Here is a 16748-nt window from a genome sequence, read left to right on the forward strand (position 1 = left end):
GTGCCTGGGCATTGCTGGTTCGTCAGCTTTGCTACAGTAGCGCATGCTTTCCCTTTGATATAACAACACGAGATCGACGATGAAACGCAGTAAATGGATATGGCTAGTATGGGCCGTTGTCTTGTTAAGTTATTTAGTGCCTTACACGCTGTTAAGCGACGTGTCGCGATGGTACGGCAGCTTTTTGTTTTGGGCCGTGGCCGGGGTGGCCATCATTGCTCTGAACGTGTTTATTACGACAGATTTTAAGGAGCATAGCGATGACTGAGTCGCTCATTTGGTGGTCCATTGCTATCTACTTATTAGTGGCCATAGGCATTGCTATTCTGTCGCGCCAACGCCCAGTGAAAGGCGGTTCAGAAAGCATGTCCGGCTACTTTTTGGGTAACCGCCAAATGAACGGGTTTGTCTCGGCGCTGAGCTACAGTGCCACGACGTATAGCGCCTTTATGATGGTGGGCCTGGCTGGCCTGACCTATGCGGGCGGCGTGGGCGCGCTCGGTTTTGAAATCATCTACTTTGCCGGTGTCTCACTGGTGGCGGTTTTCGGCCCTAAGTTCTGGGCGGTCGGCAAGAAGTTCGGCTACGTGACGCCCAGCGAGATGCTGGGCCACCGCTACCATAGCAAGCAGGTGGCCATGGCCGTGTCGATAGCGAGCTGTATCTTCCTAATTCCGTACTCGGCCGTTCAGCTCGCTGGTGTCGGCTACCTGTTGCAGGGTATTACTGATGGCGCCATTACCTTTACCACCGGGGTCGTGTTAGCCACGGTGATCGCCATTTTCTTCTCCTATATCGCAGGGATTCGTTCGGTCATGTGGACCGACTCGCTCCAGGCCATCATGATGATCGTGGCTTCTACCCTGGTAGCCTTTCTGGTGATTCAAAGTCTGGGCGGTTTTGGCGCGCTCTTCGATACGCTGGCAACGGAGCACCCGCAGTCACTGACGGTGCCTGGCCCTGGTTTGTTCAGCTTTGTGACCTTCCTAGGGCTCACCATTCCATGGTTCTTCTTTAGCCTTTCTAATCCGCAGGTCAGCCAGCGTCTTTTCATGCCCTCGTCGCTGCGCTCGATGCGCCACATGCTGATTGGCTTTTTGGTGTTCGGTTTTATTTACACCCTCGTTTCGGTGCTTTGGGGGTTCTCGGCTTTGGCTGCTTTCCCTAGCCTAGAGCGCGCCGATTTAGCCACGCCCACGCTACTGGCCTCAGAGTTTGTGCCGCCCGTATTAGGCGTGATTGTGATGATCGGCATTATGGCCGCCGCTGTTTCCACGATCGATTCAATCATGCTGACGCTGGCGTCCATGGTCTCCCGCGACGTCTATGCCAACCTCAAGCTGAACGTCAGTGAAAAGCGACAACTGCTGGTGGGTAAGTGTGTAGTGCCGGTGATTGCACTGATGGCGCTGGCCTTCGCAGAGCTGCAGCTTGACCTGATTGCGGTGCTGTCGGTGGCCGCCTCATCGGGCTTGGTGGCTATGGTGCCTGCGCTGATCGGTGCTTTCTATTGGAAGCGCGGCACGGCTGCCGGTGCACTGACCAGCGTGGTGGGTACCAGCGCCTTTGTGCTGCTGATGTATGCCACCGGTAACTCGTTGCTGGGCCTGCCTGCCGGTGTATGGGGCATTGTGGTCGCGAGTGTGCTGTTTGTTGGCGTTAGTCTTGTGACCAAGCCTCATCAAGACTCTACCGATGCTTTCTTTGCCGCCATCGCGGAAGAGTTGGGTACACAGCAGCGTCGCACTGCCAATGACCCGGCGACCAAGCAAGCGGCTCATTAGGCACCCTAGCGATAAAAGCCCCTGATGAGGGGCTTTTTAGCCTTACTGCCACTTCAATAACTGCGCTCTGTAGGCCGCCTGCGCCTGCGTCGCACTGATGGGCTGCAAGCGCACCTTGGTGCCCGGCAGGCACTGGGCGAGGCGGGCGCAGGCCATGGGGGTTAAAGCACCCAAACGCGGGTAGCCACCGATGGTTTGGCGGTCGTTCATCAGGATGATCGGTTGGCCATCGGGAGGAATCTGCACAGCCCCTAACGGAATGCCCTCGGAGACGATACCGCCCAGGCGGCTGTTCAGCGCTTTGCCGGTCAGTCGAATGCCCATGCGGTCGGCGCGTTGGTCCACGGTCCATGGCTGGTTGAAGGCGTCAAACAGGCTGCGCCCGGCAAAGTGCGCGGCCTGGGAGCCCAGCACCATGTCCAGCACGGTGTCTACTGCATCAGGCAGAGGAAGCTGAGTGCCTTGGGGCAACTGACGCGGCGTGGCGCTGCTGCCTTTCCAGGTGAGTTGGTCGCCGGTTTTAAGCGGTTTGCCATCTTCGTGCAGGCCGCCGATGTGCTCTCTTGCCGAGCAGGCTTGGCTGCCTAGCACCTCGGGCGCATCCAGCCCGCCAGGAAAGGCGAGGTACGCGCGCAGGCCCTTTTTCGGCTGGCGAAAGACCAGCGTTTGGCCCGCTTGCATCATAAAGCTGTCGTTGGGCGCAAGCGGCTGGCCATCCAGCGTGGCGGCAAGGTCGGCTCCGGTGAGGGCAAGGCGCACGTCGCTATTGGCCACCAGCGTCAGGTTGCCGCCCATGACGATTTCCAGCGCGGCGCTCCCCAGCGGGTTGCCCAGCAGCCAGTTGGCCCAGCGGAAGGCGATCCAGTCGGCGGCGCCGCCCTGAGTCACGCCTAAGTGGCCGACGCCGAAGCGGCCCGCATCTTGAATCATCGCCAGCGGTCCGGCTTGCTTAACGGTCAACATGGGTTGGCTCATGACCGCTCCTCCAGCGGGGTCGTATCGCCCCCAGCCGCTTCAAATTCTGATTGGGATATCGCCTTAAAGCGCACTTTATCGCCCGGGCGCAGCAGCGGCTCGCCCCGTTTGGCGTGCTCGAAAAGCGGCACGGCTGTTCTGCCAAGAATGTTCCAGCCGCCCGGCGAAAGCAGGGGGTAAATGGCGGTTTGCCGGTCGGCAATGCCGACGCTTCCTGCCGCCACGCGGCGGCGGGGCGTTTTTAAACGCGGCGTGGCAATGGCCTCATCCACCAGGCCCATAAAGCCGTAGCCAGGCGCAAACCCCAGTGCAAACACGCAGTAGTCGTGACTGCAGTGGCGCTCAATCAACGCCTCGACGCTGAGCCCGGCGCGCTTGGCAACGGTGGGCAGCTCCGGTCCAACGCTCTCGTCGTACCATACGGGGATTTCGTGGAGCTGGCCCTGTTGAGCATCGGCGGGCGTGAGATTGCGCAGTGCGCTACGCACCAGCGTCGTGGCCTGGGCAAAAGTGAGCTTCTGGCAGTCGTAATGCACCAGCAGGGTGGTGTATGACGGGATGAGATCAATCAGCGCGTGATCAAAGGCGCGCCGCAGCGCCTCGTCAGCGGCCATGATCCACGCCATATTGCTTTCATCAATGGCATCGAACAGGCGCACCGTCAGGGCGTCCATCGCCGCCGTTTCTAAGCGCAGTTTCACGCGGACTCCAGCGCCGTAAAGGCCTCACGAATGGCGCGCACGGCGGCCACGGATTCGGGGTTATCGCCATGCACACAGAGCGTGTCGCAGGGGAGCTGTAAGGCGCTGCCATCCCGGGCGGTCAGCGCTTCGCCTTTGGCCAGGGCAACGGCTTGGGCGACGATAGTGGCTTGGTCGTGATGCACAGCCCCCGGCAGGCGGCGAGAGGCGAGATGCCCAGTGGCCTCATAAGCGCGGTCAGCGAAGGTTTCAAACCACAGCGTCACGCCCATTTTTTCCGCTAATTGACGATGCGGCTCTGGGTTGGCGGTGGCCATCACCATGAGCGGCAGGCGGGCATCGAATGCCTTCACGGCCCGCATGGCACCTTCCAGCAATTCCAGATTGGCGGCCATGTCGTTGTACATCGCCCCGTGGGGTTTGACGTAGCTCAGCGCGGTGCCTTCCGCTTGGCAAATGCCTGCCAGCGCGCCGATCTGGTAGAGCATCATGTCTTCCACTTCGGCAGGCGAGCAGGCCATGGAGCGGCGGCCAAACCCCATCAAGTCGGGATAGCCGGGGTGCGCGCCGATCTTGACGCCGTGCTGAACGGCCAGTGCCACCGTCTTGCGCATCACATGGGGGTCTGATGCGTGGTAGCCGCAGGCAATGTTGGCACAGTCAACGTGGGGCATGACCTCAGCGTCCAAGCCAATCGACCAGTTGCCGAAACTTTCGCCCATGTCGCAGTTAAGCAGCGGAATCGCCATAACGTCTCCTGCTGGGTTGTGTGTTGTTAGTAATTGATATCGCTATTCATTAGCCAAATGAGTCAGTCTATTTGCTCATAGTGATGACGTATTAATGAGCCTATTTATGGTGTTGTTAGCGCAAAAATAATATATGGAGCCTGCGTCACAAGTGCCAATCGTTTTTAGCGATATTAAGTATCGGTGCTTCCTATCATGCTGTTATTTAGTGGAAAAATAGTTGACGCTAGGGCGCTATACGATTATCAACTAAATAAAGCGACTCAAAAAAGATTACAAAAGAGACGCCCTTATCCGCCTGATGTAGCGCCGTTGCGCCACCAATAAAAATGGCAATGAAAGGGTGATTTCGAGGAGTACCACATGCGGTTGCCAGCCCCGCGACAGCATGTCCGTGACCAACACGGCATGTTGCACTTACATTTGCATATCAACGCCTCACGATGGGAGACCATGGTGTGTGGCGTGGTGGAGGCGCTTGACGCTGTGCTTCCCGTGAATGCTTCATTACAGACTGGTTAAGCACAATGCTGGATTTTAAGGAACTCGACGCCTTTGTTTGGGCGGTGAAACTTGGCTCTTTTCGTAAAGCGGCGGTGCGTTTACACATTACGCAACCATCGATATCTGAGCGTATCTCGCGTTTAGAGAGCACGGTGGGCGAGCTACTGCTTGAGCGCTCGGCGCGGCCTATTCAGCCTACTATGCGTGGTAGGGAATTCTTCCTGCATGCCGAACGTATGCTGGCCCAGCGCGATGAAGCCCTCAAACTTTTCGATAGTGAAGAAGACTTTTCCGCCCCGCTGCGCCTGGGAACGATTGAAACCATTGCCCACAGTTGGTTCCCCACGTTTATGCAGCGGCTCACCGAGCGCTACCCGCGGTTGATTATTGAGCTCACTGTGGATTACTCCCCGGCGCTGAACGAGCGGCTGAACAGCAATGAGCTAGATATTCTGCTAGCCATGAACGGCTACCTGCCTTCAGAGCAAATTGACCATGAGACGCTCAGCCCCTATGAAATGGGGATGTTTGTTTCACCTCGACACGCCCAGATGTTAAGCAAACGCCCCGATGCTTGGCATTCAACGCTGCCGTTTATCTCCTTTGGCAAGCTGGCGCGTCCGTATGAAGAGTTAGTAAGTTATTTAGCCGACCAAGGTGTTCAACAGCCGCGTATTCATAGTGTGAGCACGCTGATGACGATAGTGCGTTTAACCACGGAAGGGCTGGGTATCGGCGCGCTACCAGTAGCCACCGTGCTGGATGAGTGGCGGCGGGGCGAGCTGTTCCGTTTGGCGCTTCCCGCGCCACTACCAGCCATGCACTATGATGTTATTTGGCGCAGCACAAATCATCCTCGTTTCTGCCGTGGCGTTGGCCGCTTGGCGCAGGAGTGCGCGCTAGAGTATGCCGCTGAAAAGCATAACGAGATTACTAACACGTGTTTTACCGGGCGTTGGGTGACCCCTAACGCCGCCTCCTCCACCCCTGTACAGCACCTCCATCCCTATGAATAAGAGGACTTTACCTATGCGTACTCGCATTGCGACCCCCCTGCTTCTTGCTACGGCGTGCAGTCTTGCCGCCGCCGCCACGGCTCAGGCCGCCGAGTGGACCATGGCCACGCCCTACGGGGATGCCAGCTTCCATACCCAAAACACCAAGCAGTTCGCGGAAGATGTGGCGGAAGCCACGGACGGCGAGCTCACCATTACCGTTCACAGCGGTGGCTCGCTAGTATCCCACGGGGAGATCAAGCCCTCCGTGCGTCGTGGCACCATCGATGCCGGTGAAGTGTTCCTGTCGATCCTCTCTAACGACGACCCGATTTTTGAAGTCGATACGCTGCCCGGTGTGGCCGGTAGCTACGATGATGCCTATGCGCTGTGGGAAGCCACTAAGCCGATGATTACTGAGCTATTCGCCTATGAGGGGCTGATTCCGCTCTACGCCGTCGCATGGCCTGCTCAGGGCATTTATACTGCCGAGCCGCTGACTGACCCAGCCCAGTTTGATGGGCTGCGCGTACGCGCACCAAACATCAACACCCAGCGCTTCGTTGATAACCTAGGCGGTAGCCCCACCGAAACCGAAGAGTCGGATATCCCCACTGCCTTCAGCACTGGCCGAGTAGATGCCATGATTACTTCAAGCTCCACCGGTAACTCAATGGCCGCGTGGGACTACGTCACCGACTACACCGACGCCAACCTGTGGCTGCCGAAGAACATCGTTTTCATCAACCAGCGCAGCTTTGACCGCTTAGACGAAGCCACTCAAGAAGCGCTGATGGAAGCAGCGGCGCGTGCCGAAGAGCGTGGCTGGCAGATGAGCCGTGACAACAACGATGAAAGCCTGGCAGCTCTGAAAGAGAACGGCATCAGCGTGTCCGAGCCTAATGCTGACGTTGCCGCCGCGCTGCAAGCCGCAGGTGACGAGCTGTTCACCGATTGGCAGTCCCGCGCCGATGACGAAGCCAAAGCGGCACTGGAAGCCTACCGCGCCCAGCGTGGCAACTAACCCTTCGTTGCTACGGTAACGCCTGGGGCAGCCCGAGGGCTGCCCCTTTCCCTACGCGCTCTGTGAGACTGCGAACATGACGTTTAAATTCGACAAACTCTACCGCCTAGGTGCCTGGGGCGCAGCAGCATGCATGGTGGCGATTTGTGCGCTGATCGCGCTTCAGGTCACTTTCCGTTTAGTAGATGCGCTGTTGGTTTTGGTCGGCCAGGAGCGGCTCGGTGTCAGCATTACCGGCGTCTCGGAAATGGCCTCCTATTTATTGGTAGGCGCCACCTTTCTTGGGTTGGCCTATACCTTTGTTCACCACGCCCATATCCGTGTGACCTTACTGATTTCACGCCTGCCTTCTGCGGTGCGCGTGTGGTTTGAGGTGTTTGGGCTGATTATTGCGCTGGTTATCAGCGTACTACTGGCCTATGGCCTGGTTGGTTTAGCGAGGGAAAGCCTAGAGTACAACGATGTTTCGTCGGGCTTTTTGTCGATTCCCCTGTGGATCCCCCAGGTGGTGCTGTCCGTTGGGGTAGGGCTTCTGGCCTTGGCGCTGTTAGAAGCGCTGTGGATGGCCGGGCGCATTGCCATACGCGACCCATCAAGCTTCCGCGAAGCCACTTCCATCGACGATAACGAAGCGCATTAAGCGGCTACTCGGGAGATACCCTCGTGCTACTACTAAGTTTAGCGACTATTTTTACCCTGGTGCTGCTGCTGGGCAGCGGGGTGTGGATTGCCTTTGCCTTGATAGGCACAGCGTGGATTGCGCTGCAATTTTTCAGCCCTTTTGACCCTGGCCCGATTCTGGCCTCCGATTTTTGGGGCGCAAGCTACGGCTGGGATTTAACCGCGCTGCCGATGTTTATCTGGATGGGCGAGATTCTGTTTCGCTCGGGGCTGGCGGACAATATGTTCCGTGGACTTTCACCCTGGTTGAACCGTCTGCCGGGCCGCTTGCTGCATACCAATATCATTGGCAGTGGCATGTTCGCGGCGGTGTGTGGCTCGTCGGCGGCTACCTGTGCCACGGTGGGCAAAATGACCCTGCCGGAACTGGAGCGCCGGGGCTACGACAGCAATATGGCCATTGGCACTTTGGCCAGTGCGTCTACGCTGGGGCTGTTGATTCCACCCTCAATCGTGCTGATCGTCTACGGGGTGGTTACGGAGCAATCCATCTCGCGGCTGTTTATGGCGGGCATTGGCCCAGGCTTGATGATCTTGGCGCTGTTCATGGCCTATTTGGTGCTCTGGGCGCTACTGAAAGGCAACCGTGACGGCCTGACCGGCGCTGACGAATCCGATATTAGCTTTGCCGAAAAGCTGCGTAATACCTGGTCGTTGGTGCCTATTTTGCTGCTAATCGGCGGGATTATCGTGTCGATTTACGGCGGGCTGGCTTCGCCGACGGAAGCGGCAGCGGTTGGCGTGGTGCTGTCGATGATCATTGCTCGGTTCAACGGCCACTTTAATCGGGTGATTTTTACCGATTCGCTGTTTGCTGCGGTACGCACGGCCTGCATGATCGCCTTTATTATTGCCGGGGCGTCGTTTTTAACCTCAGCCATGGGCTTTACCCAGGTACCCATGAAGCTCGCTCAGGCGATTGGTGAAATGGGGCTGTCGCCCACCATGCTGCTGATTGCGCTCACGTTGCTGCTACTCATCATGGGCTGCTTTCTGGATGGTATTTCGCTCATCCTACTGGTGACGGCGATTATCATGCCGGTGGTCAGCGCGGCAGGCTTTGACCTGATTTGGTTCGGTATCTACTTGGTGATTGTGGTGGAGATGTCGCAAATCACACCGCCGGTTGGATTTAACCTGTTTGTGATTCAGGGGTTAACCGGCAAAGATATTCTGACCATTACCAAGGCCACGCTGCCCTTCTTCCTGCTGATGATGCTGGCTATTGCGCTTATGCATATCTTCCCCAGCATTGCGCTCTATCTTCCCTACGCAATGACGAGCTAAACCTTTACTCCACCGCCCCGCCGACAAGCGGCGGGGTTAGTGGCCATAAACCGATACACCGCCCCGGCCAGAGCGCTTGGTGAAGTACATGCTTTGATCGGCGGCGTCGATAAGCTCCCGTTCATCTCCAAACCCGCCGTCGGTGAGGCAGGCCACGCCAATCGATACGGACACGTAAAGCGGCTCTTGGTCTACTCGGGCCATGGGCCGCTCCTGCAGCCGCCGGGTAATACGCTCAGCAAAGCGCCGAGCACCCTCGGCATCTTCATCGGGAAGAATCACCAGAAACTCTTCACCACCATAGCGGCCTGCAAGATCGCCCACGCGAATTAACGAGGCGAGCATCCTGCCGAAGTGAGCCAGCACCTGATCACCCGCCTGATGACCATATCGGTCATTCAGCACCTTAAAATGATCCAGGTCGATAAACACCACCGACATGGTTCGTTCGGTTGTGAGGCAAAGGCGGAAGCGTTCCCGTAACTGCTCCTCTAGCCAAGCGCGATTCGCTAATTGGGTTAGCGGGTCGAGCCGGCTGCGCTGTTGCAGCTCGGCATAATCGTTGAGCAGCGTTTCCCGCGCTTTTTGCTGAGCATCTAAGCGTGCGCTCAACGATAAGGTGTGTTCAAAAAGCCGCTGCTGGGCCTCTTTTAGCAGGGCGACGCTATCAACGGTGACCGGCATGCCCAGCCCGAGTGTCTCCATCAGCGGTGGAAGCGTTTGCTGTAAATGGGCCAACAGCCCCGACATGGCCCACTCGCTTGATGGGGTTAACGCGTTGAGCTGGCGCATCACGCCGGCTAAAGCGTCGGCAGGGTTCGCCGATAACCAAGCATCCGCGATGGCGCCGGAGACGCGTAGGCAAAGTGTCGCGTTATCTTCCGTATCCAGGCCATCGTGACTGTGTTGAATGGCGTGAATCAAGCTGTCATGGGCACCCCATTTCGCCAGCAACCAAGCGCCCACAAGGGCGTGGTGGCAGCCAAAATAGCGCTTTTCCACCTGCATGATGTGTTGATGAGAGGTATTCTCGATGCCGTAGAGTAGCTCTGCGTCGCCGGGGTAAGCGGTTTGTAACGCTAAAATACCAATATCTTGCAGCAGCGCCGTGGTGAATACGCTGCCTGATTGGTGAGGACAAAGCTGCTGTGCGAGATAGCTGGCGGCGACGGCCGCCGTGATAGATCGCTGCCAAAACGGTAAGCGACCGCGTGCGCCATGATCGTTTTCAAACAGGCAAAAGCTCAATACGGTAGCCAGGGTGACATCTAGCCCTATGCGCTGTGTGGCATCAAAACACGTGTGTGGGGGCTGAGCCGCGCGCAGGTAGTGGACGCTATTGGCTACGCTCATGATCCGTGCTGTTAACGCGGGGTCATGTTCGATGGCACTGGCATAGTCGCTCAAGGTAGCCTCAGCGCCCTGAGAGATATCCAAGATGTTCAGGGCGACCGCCGGTAGAGTAGGCAGCTGGTTACACTGAAGCAGCGCGCTGCTAAGAAAGCTGGGCAGCTGGTCAGTCAGCGAGGTGTAGAGTGTTTCGCTGACGGCATTAGGCCCCGTCATAGTGTCTCCTCAAATGCCATGCAGCGAAGCGGGCAGTCAACATAATATCGATAGATGTTTCTAACATAATGTTAGGGGTGGCCGATATCGTTTATGGCCCCAGTGTTCTTCCATAAGATAGCTGTTTATGGTGCAAACGTCGCTGTGCTTTGTTAAAACAGTGGCAAAGCTTAGCTGCTCTACAACGACATAAGCGAGTGCGACGATGCACACAAGCAAAGAAGAAGCAGAGGTTTTTCGTCAGCTAGCGGAAGGTTTTGGGCGCAGTGGCCATCCCAACTTCTTTGCTACGCTGGTGGAACAGCTGGCTCGTCTACTCAATGTCGACCACGCACTGGTCGCCGTGGTCACTGAAGCTAATATAGCCGAAACCTTGGCCGTTTGGTCAAGCGGTGCCCTGCAGGCCAATATTACCTACCCTCTTGCGGGTACGCCCTGTGAAACCGTGGTGGGGGTTGAGCCCTGTCTGTATGCCTGCGATGTACAGTCCCGCTTTCCTGAAGATGATCTTCTTAGTGAGCTAGGCGCTGATAGCTATATGGGCTTACCGCTGTTTGCTCCCGATGGCTCAGCCATTGGCCTGCTGGCCGTGTTGAACAATCAACCCATGGCGTTTGATGGGTTAGAGAATGAGATTTTACGTATTGCCGCTGCCCAAGCGGGGGCTGAACTAGGCAGACGCCAAGCTGAAAGCGCCTTGCGCAAAAGCGAAGCCGCTGCCAAAGAGAACGAACGTCGCCTCAATACCCTGCTGAATCACCTACCGGGGATGGCTTACCGCTGCCTGAATGATAACGACTGGACCATGCAGCTAGTGAGCAAGGGCGCTGAAGCGCTGACTGGCTATCGGCCTGATGAGCTTGAGAATAATCGCATCACCAGTTTTGCGAACTTAATCCACAAAGAAGACCACGACCGGCTGGTTAAAGCCGTGCAGTCCGCCATTCATCAGCGACGCCCTTATCGCGTGACGTTCCGCATTCGCCATCGCGACGGCAGCGAACGCTGGATGTGGGAGCAAGGGCAGGCCATTTTTTCCGATGAGGGCGACGTGCTCTGCCTGGAAGGTTTTATTACCGACGTGACCGACCAGCAAGAGGCACAACGGGTGCAGCAGGCGGTGGTGCAAGTTGCCTCAACCGTCACCTCGCGGGTAGGGGATGACTACTTTCAGCAGCTTATTTCTACGCTCACCACGCTGTTAGAAGCCGATGCGGGCTTTATTGCCCTCTTAGACCAACCTGTGCCGTCTCAACAGAGCGAGCACACTCACCCCAATAGCCTATTACCTGCGACCACAGGCCATACCGTAAGCTTAGTGGTCGACGGCCAAATCCGTAAAAATCACACCTTTCTTTTGTGTGACACCCCCGTCGAACGGGTGGTGTTAGAGCAAGAGAGCGTCGTGCATCACGGCCAGCGGTTTACGCTGCCGGGAGCGACGCTGAGTGCGCAGGCATGGATTGGTCGACGCTTAGATAACGCAAAAGGCGAAGCCATCGGAGTGATGATGGTGTTTTATCAAGCGCCCCTCACGACAAATGCCTTTGCGACATCGGTGCTACAAATTCTCTCCAACGGTGCTGCGGCGGAGCTAGAGCGACGCCGCGATCACCGCCATATGCACCAGCTGGCCTATACCGACAGCACTACCGGTTTGCCAAACCGGGTGCAGTTTATGGAACACCTGCGTGAGATGGGCCAGCAGGCCCAAAAGCAGCAGTCGCCACTGGCATTACTGCTGCTCGATTTGCGTCGTTTTAAAGAAATTAATGACCTGTACGGCCATCAAATTGGCGATCAGCTGCTGGCCACTGTGGCAGGAAGACTACGCCATTTAGAGTTGCCGGGCGTCCACTGTGCGCGGCTTTCTGGCGATGAGTTCGCGCTCCTTTTCCCCCATACTGAACGTGCCAGCCTTGATGAGGTGGTGAAGCAGCTATGTGCGTTGGTGAATCGGCCTATTCGTCTGGATCGCCACGTGTTTAACCTGGATGTCAGCATTGGCTTCGCGCGTTATCCGAGCGATGATGTAGCTAAAGTCAGCGAACTGTTCAACGCGGCTAGCATCGCACTGCATCACGCCAAAAAGCGTGATACGAATATCTCCCCCTACACCCAGGCCATGCGCCATACGCTGGAGCGCCGCCAATGGATGACCGAGCGGCTGCATCGGGCAATTTTAGAAGGGCGGCTTGAGCTCTACTTTCAGCCTCAGGTAGATCTACATACCCAAACGCTGACCGGGGCAGAAGCGCTATGCCGCTGGCACGACCCCGAATGGGGCTGGGTTAGCCCCGGTGAGTTTATTCCCCTAGCGGAGGAGCGCGGGCTGATTCGTTTACTCGGCGACTGGGTGCTGAAGGAGGCTGCTCGCCAGCTTAGCGCTTGGCAGTCGGCGAGCACGCCGCTGCCGGGACGGCTTTCGATTAATATCTCCGCGCAGCAGTTTGCCGACCCCCGGCTGACGGCGCATATTGCGACGCTTACCTCCAGCGTTTCACCCAGTGCGATTGGCTTGGAACTGACGGAAAGCGATTTTATGCGCGACCCGGATCAAGCCATCATCATTACTCATGCCATGCGCAAAGCTGGGTACGCACTGTTTATCGATGATTTTGGCACCGGCTACTCATCGCTCTCGTATCTGCGCCGCTTTGCCGCCGACGCGCTGAAAATCGATATCTCCTTCGTGCGCGATATGCTCGATAACCATCACGACCGAGCGATTGTGCAAACGATTATTGCCATGGCGAACACATTAGAAATGAAAACCCTCGCCGAAGGGGTTGAAAGTGCCGAGCAAGCGGCGCTGCTGGCTGAGATGGGCTGCAATCAGGCCCAGGGCTACTGGTTTGGAAGACCGCTGCCCGCCGATGAGTTTGCCCGCACTTGGCTAAACGGCTAGCGCGGCGTTTAGATTGGCGGGCAGCCGCAACTACCTCTGTTGCTAAGGTGATTTAACTGCATGGTCAGGTTTGCCAGTCGGGCCATAGCGTCTCCTTGAAGGGCTCTGCTGGCAGAGCCCGCTATATGCTAAGTTATGAGGCTGGGCAAGGAGCACCGACGTGCAGAGCCGCCGCAGACATGGCGGGGATATTCAGCGTGAGCTGACCATTCTCCACCGTGATACATTGCTCTTCAGCCGTCACGTTTTGATAGCGGGCATCTGCCATATCGGTTTGAAAAGTGTGGGTGAGCGCTTGCTGCTCCCGGTTAATCGCAATAAAGCCCTGGGCTTCGCGGCTGAAGGCGATTTGATTATGGCCATTATCCCACCAGTGGGTGACCTCTGCGCCGTCGGCTTGTTGGCGAAACGCGACCATATTGGCAATCTCGGGCCAGCGGTGTTCGCATACCCAGGTTTCCCCACATTGGGCCTCGCCCTGCTGATAGACGGGGGCTTGCGGTGGGCCTTGGTCGCTATTAGAAAAGGCGTAGCTTGACATGACTTTCGGGTAACCATAAGGCCATGCCAGCATAAACATGTTGGCTAAGCGATAAAGCGCGTTATCTCGATGCGTCAAAATATTGCTGCCGCCCGCACCGTGGCCACGCTGGTTATCGTGGTTGTCGGTAAATACGACGGCTTGTTCGCTCGGCAGCAGGGCAGGCGATTCGCCAAACTGCTGAAGGTTGGCAAGGGCTTGATTGTTGAAAATATCACCAAGAGACGCGCCGTAGCGAAACTCGGTGATATCCGCCGTGCCTTGATACTCCGTGGCACTGATCGCTTCGCCCCCTAGGTCAATCACTTCCTGAAAGGCATAAAGCGGAGCGTCTACCTGCGCCAGAATTTCCGCAATATCGCTGGGTGCCATATGCTTGGCTGCATCGATCCGAATACCTCTCACACCCAGTGCTGCCAAGGTATCCAGGTAATCCGCAATACGGCTCTGCACAGTGGGGTCGCTCGTGTTCAGATCGGGCAAGCCAACTAACTGACATTGTCGAACGCTTTCGGCATTTTGCGCATAGTCGCTCTGTTCGATGCCGCAGGGTTCGTGGAAGTCGTCGCGTTGATAATGGGGATAGCTCAGTGCTTCACTGTCATAAGAGGAGCCTGCAATGCCCTGGCCCTTGCCGTGGGCAACATGGTTAATCACCGCATCCGCATAAACATCGACCCCCGCTGCGTTACAGCGCTGCACCATATCAGCAAATGCTTCGCTGGAGCCGCTGCGGCTTTCAAGTTGATAGCTGACCGGTTGGTAGCGAGTCCACCAAGCATCACCCTGAATGTGCTCTTGTGGGGGCGAGACCTGTACGGCTTTAAATCCTTTTGGGCCTAGCCAATTTTCGCACTCCTGGGCAACGTCCTCCCACTGCCACTCAAATAAGTGTACGAACGTGTCGGCGCTAGCAGGTTGCGCGGAAAGCCCTATGCTCAGTGTCGCGCTGGTAGCCAGGGCAACGGAGTATTTCGCAAACATAAGATCACCTTTGTTGTCATTGTTGCTCATAACATGACGGTATGCAGGGTGACTCAAACCCTCCTCGCGAGCCTGTTAAGGGGCGTAGATAAGAGGAGGAGGGCGTCTACTTGTGGAAAACGTCAGCAAAAACCCGCGTGAACCCTCGCCCACTCGGGCGGGGAGGTAAGCGGGGGCCGCACAAGCGGCCCTATTCTGGTGTCTTCTGTCCCTGCACATAAGCCTTGAGCGTCTCGATAGTGGCTCCGCCTGCGCTACAAGCGAAATACGATCTCGACCACAGCACGGCGCTCTTGCTGAGGCGCGGAATATGGGCATTCAAGAACCGCACCCGTCGGGACGACGTGGATTTCAAATTGTTGACCAGCACACTGATCGACAGCCTCGGCGGATATTCCACGAGCAGGTGAACATGGTCTTCTTCACCATCGAACTCAAGGATGCGGCAGTCGAGTTTTTCGCAAGCTGATTCAAATGCCTCTCGGAGCTGCCCTATCATGTAGCCGTCGAACACTTTGCGCCGATACTTCGTCGTAAAAACAAGGTGGACGACTAGCCGAGTGACGCTATGCCGCCCTCGCCGATAACTTTCATACACACTCACTTTACATTCCTCGTTATAGTCCTTAATCTCTGGCTATTATAGCAGTGAGCACTGACATGCTGAAGGCCACCAAGGTACGCATCTATCCCACGACCGAGCAGGCGGAGTTCCTGAACCGCCAGTTCGGTGCGGTACGTTTCTGCTACAACACCGGCCTTCGCATCATGTCGCATCGCTACAAGCGTCACGGGCAGTCGCTGAGCGCCAAGCACGACATCAAGAAGCTGCTGCCGGTGGCCAAGAAATCGCGCAAGTACGGCTGGCTGAAAGAGGCGGATTCCATGGCGCTCCAGCAGTCTTGCATCAACCTTGATCATGCCTTCCAGCGCTTCTTCGACCCCAAGCAGAAGGCCGGCTATCCGCGCTTCAAGAGCAAGCGGGGCAAGCAGTCCAGCTATCACTGCGTCGGCGTCAAGGCCGGCGACAACTGGATCAAGGTGCCCAAACTGGGGCCGATCAAGGCCAAAGTTCACCGGCCTGTTGACGGCAAGCTCAAGAGCATCACGCTGTCGCGCACGGTCACCGGCAAGCACTACGCCTCGCTGCTCTTTGATACCGACCAGGCGACCCCCGTGCCGACCATGGACGTTGATACCTCTCGCGTCGTCGGACTGGACATGGGGCTATCCCATCTTGCTATCGACTCAAATGGCCGCAAGGTCGCCAATCCGCGCTTCCTCAAGCAGGCGCAGAAGAACCTCAAGCGCAAACAGCAGGCATTGTCACGCACGAAGAAGGGCAGCGCCCGCCGGGCCAAGGCACGGTTACTCGTCGCCAAGGCGTATGAGCGGGTCGCCAATGCCCGCAACGACTTCCAGCACAAGCTCTCTCGACAGATCGTTGACGATAATCAAGCGGTGATCGTCGAGACGCTGAAGGTCCGCAACATGATGAAAAACACCTGCCTCGCCAAGCACATCGGCGATGCGTCCTGGCATGCCTTGATGACCAAGCTGGACTACAAGGCCAGGGAGCAGGGCAAGCATCTGGTCAAGATTGACCCGTGGTTTGCCAGCTCCAAGACCTGCCATGTCTGCCAGCACAAGATGGACGCCATGCCGTTGAACGTCCGGTCGTGGGAGTGCCCCGCCTGCCACACACAGCACGACCGGGACATCAACGCGGCGCTGAACATCAAGCATCAAGGCATTATCGAGCTGAAGGCGGAAGGGCTGTCCGTCTCTGCCCATGGAGGCTTGCGTAAGTCCGGCACATCGTCGGCAGCTGCCTGAGAAGTGGGAAGCCTCGCCCGTGGCGCGTCAGCGCGTAGGGCGGGGAGCAGTCACCAATGGTGCGTAGCTCCTGTTCGATAGGACGCGCGACCAAGGCTTCGATTTGTTCGGGAGTCGCCCCTGGGTACGGTGCCAGCACGGTGGCAATCCGCGCGACAAGGTGTGGGTCTTCCGCCCTGGGAAGGGTCTGGATAGCCGATAGCCCCGCGACAA

14 protein-coding genes are annotated in these 16748 nt (G+C 57.2%); 8 read left to right on the top strand and 6 right to left on the bottom strand.

The window, feature by feature from the left end:
* Positions 1–79 precede the first annotated feature (79 nt).
* Positions 80–268: a hypothetical protein gene (locus tag AC13CY_RS08695; protein WP_054641039.1), complete on the top strand. Its 189-nt coding sequence runs from the start codon at positions 80–82 to the stop codon at positions 266–268.
* Positions 261–1784, top strand: coding sequence for a sodium:solute symporter family protein (locus tag AC13CY_RS08700; RefSeq protein ID WP_483052459.1), 1524 nt, complete (start codon positions 261–263; stop codon positions 1782–1784). Before AC13CY_RS08695 ends, AC13CY_RS08700 begins: the two co-directional genes overlap by 8 nt.
* A gap of 42 nt (positions 1785–1826) precedes the next feature.
* Here the strand turns inward: AC13CY_RS08700 and AC13CY_RS08705 are convergent, their stop codons facing one another.
* From AC13CY_RS08705 to AC13CY_RS08715, 3 genes are read right to left on the bottom strand one after another with little or no spacing between them, the layout of a single operon-like run.
* Positions 1827–2759 (bottom strand): 5-oxoprolinase subunit C family protein, encoded by a 933-nt coding sequence (locus AC13CY_RS08705; protein WP_483052460.1) that lies wholly within the window; start codon positions 2757–2759, stop codon positions 1827–1829.
* The gene (pxpB, locus tag AC13CY_RS08710; RefSeq protein WP_483052461.1) at positions 2756–3460 is read right to left on the bottom strand and encodes a 5-oxoprolinase subunit PxpB; all 705 of its coding nucleotides are present in this window, start codon (positions 3458–3460) and stop codon (positions 2756–2758) included. Before pxpB ends, AC13CY_RS08705 begins: the two co-directional genes overlap by 4 nt.
* Positions 3457–4209 carry a 5-oxoprolinase subunit PxpA gene (locus tag AC13CY_RS08715; protein ID WP_062374184.1) on the bottom strand — a complete coding sequence of 251 codons (753 nt, stop codon included), beginning with the start codon at positions 4207–4209 and terminating at the stop codon, positions 3457–3459. Before AC13CY_RS08715 ends, pxpB begins: the two co-directional genes overlap by 4 nt.
* A gap of 527 nt (positions 4210–4736) precedes the next feature.
* On the opposite strand from AC13CY_RS08715, the gene AC13CY_RS08720 reads away from it, so the two are divergent.
* The 4 genes from AC13CY_RS08720 to AC13CY_RS08735 all read left to right on the top strand — a co-directional run bounded on the left by AC13CY_RS08720 (position 4737) and on the right by AC13CY_RS08735 (position 8700).
* Positions 4737–5729 (top strand): LysR family transcriptional regulator, encoded by a 993-nt coding sequence (locus AC13CY_RS08720; RefSeq protein ID WP_483052462.1) that lies wholly within the window; start codon positions 4737–4739, stop codon positions 5727–5729.
* A gap of 13 nt (positions 5730–5742) precedes the next feature.
* Positions 5743–6732 (top strand): TRAP transporter substrate-binding protein, encoded by a 990-nt coding sequence (locus AC13CY_RS08725; protein ID WP_172515026.1) that lies wholly within the window; start codon positions 5743–5745, stop codon positions 6730–6732.
* A gap of 76 nt (positions 6733–6808) precedes the next feature.
* On the top strand, positions 6809–7372 hold the full coding sequence (locus AC13CY_RS08730) for a TRAP transporter small permease (RefSeq protein ID WP_074211410.1): 564 nt from the start codon (positions 6809–6811) through the stop codon (positions 7370–7372).
* 23 nt (positions 7373–7395) lie between these two features.
* On the top strand, positions 7396–8700 hold the full coding sequence (locus AC13CY_RS08735; protein WP_483052463.1) for a TRAP transporter large permease: 1305 nt from the start codon (positions 7396–7398) through the stop codon (positions 8698–8700).
* Between the two features lie 36 nt (positions 8701–8736).
* Here AC13CY_RS08735 and AC13CY_RS08740 read toward each other — a convergent pair whose 3' ends face one another.
* A complete protein-coding gene (locus AC13CY_RS08740) occupies positions 8737–10266 on the bottom strand; it encodes a sensor domain-containing diguanylate cyclase (protein ID WP_483052464.1) in 1530 nt (509 codons plus the stop codon).
* 205 nt (positions 10267–10471) lie between these two features.
* On the opposite strand from AC13CY_RS08740, the gene AC13CY_RS08745 reads away from it, so the two are divergent.
* Positions 10472–13174 carry a bifunctional diguanylate cyclase/phosphodiesterase gene (locus AC13CY_RS08745; protein ID WP_483052465.1) on the top strand — a complete coding sequence of 901 codons (2703 nt, stop codon included), beginning with the start codon at positions 10472–10474 and terminating at the stop codon, positions 13172–13174.
* A gap of 133 nt (positions 13175–13307) precedes the next feature.
* On the opposite strand, the gene AC13CY_RS08750 is transcribed toward AC13CY_RS08745, so the two are convergent.
* Together AC13CY_RS08750 and tnpA are read right to left on the bottom strand one after the other, a co-directional pair.
* Entirely contained in the window at positions 13308–14699 is a 1392-nt protein-coding gene (locus tag AC13CY_RS08750; protein WP_172515023.1) for an alpha-amylase, read from the bottom strand.
* 190 nt (positions 14700–14889) lie between these two features.
* Positions 14890–15297, bottom strand: a complete 408-nt coding sequence (gene tnpA / locus AC13CY_RS08755; RefSeq protein ID WP_371858625.1) for an IS200/IS605 family transposase — start codon at positions 15295–15297, stop codon at positions 14890–14892.
* Between the two features lie 62 nt (positions 15298–15359).
* On the opposite strand from tnpA, the gene AC13CY_RS08760 reads away from it, so the two are divergent.
* Entirely contained in the window at positions 15360–16535 is a 1176-nt protein-coding gene (locus AC13CY_RS08760) for an RNA-guided endonuclease InsQ/TnpB family protein (RefSeq protein ID WP_054641839.1), read from the top strand.
* Positions 16536–16748 lie beyond the last annotated feature (213 nt).

This window comes from Vreelandella sp. L-15 (assembly GCF_056857635.1).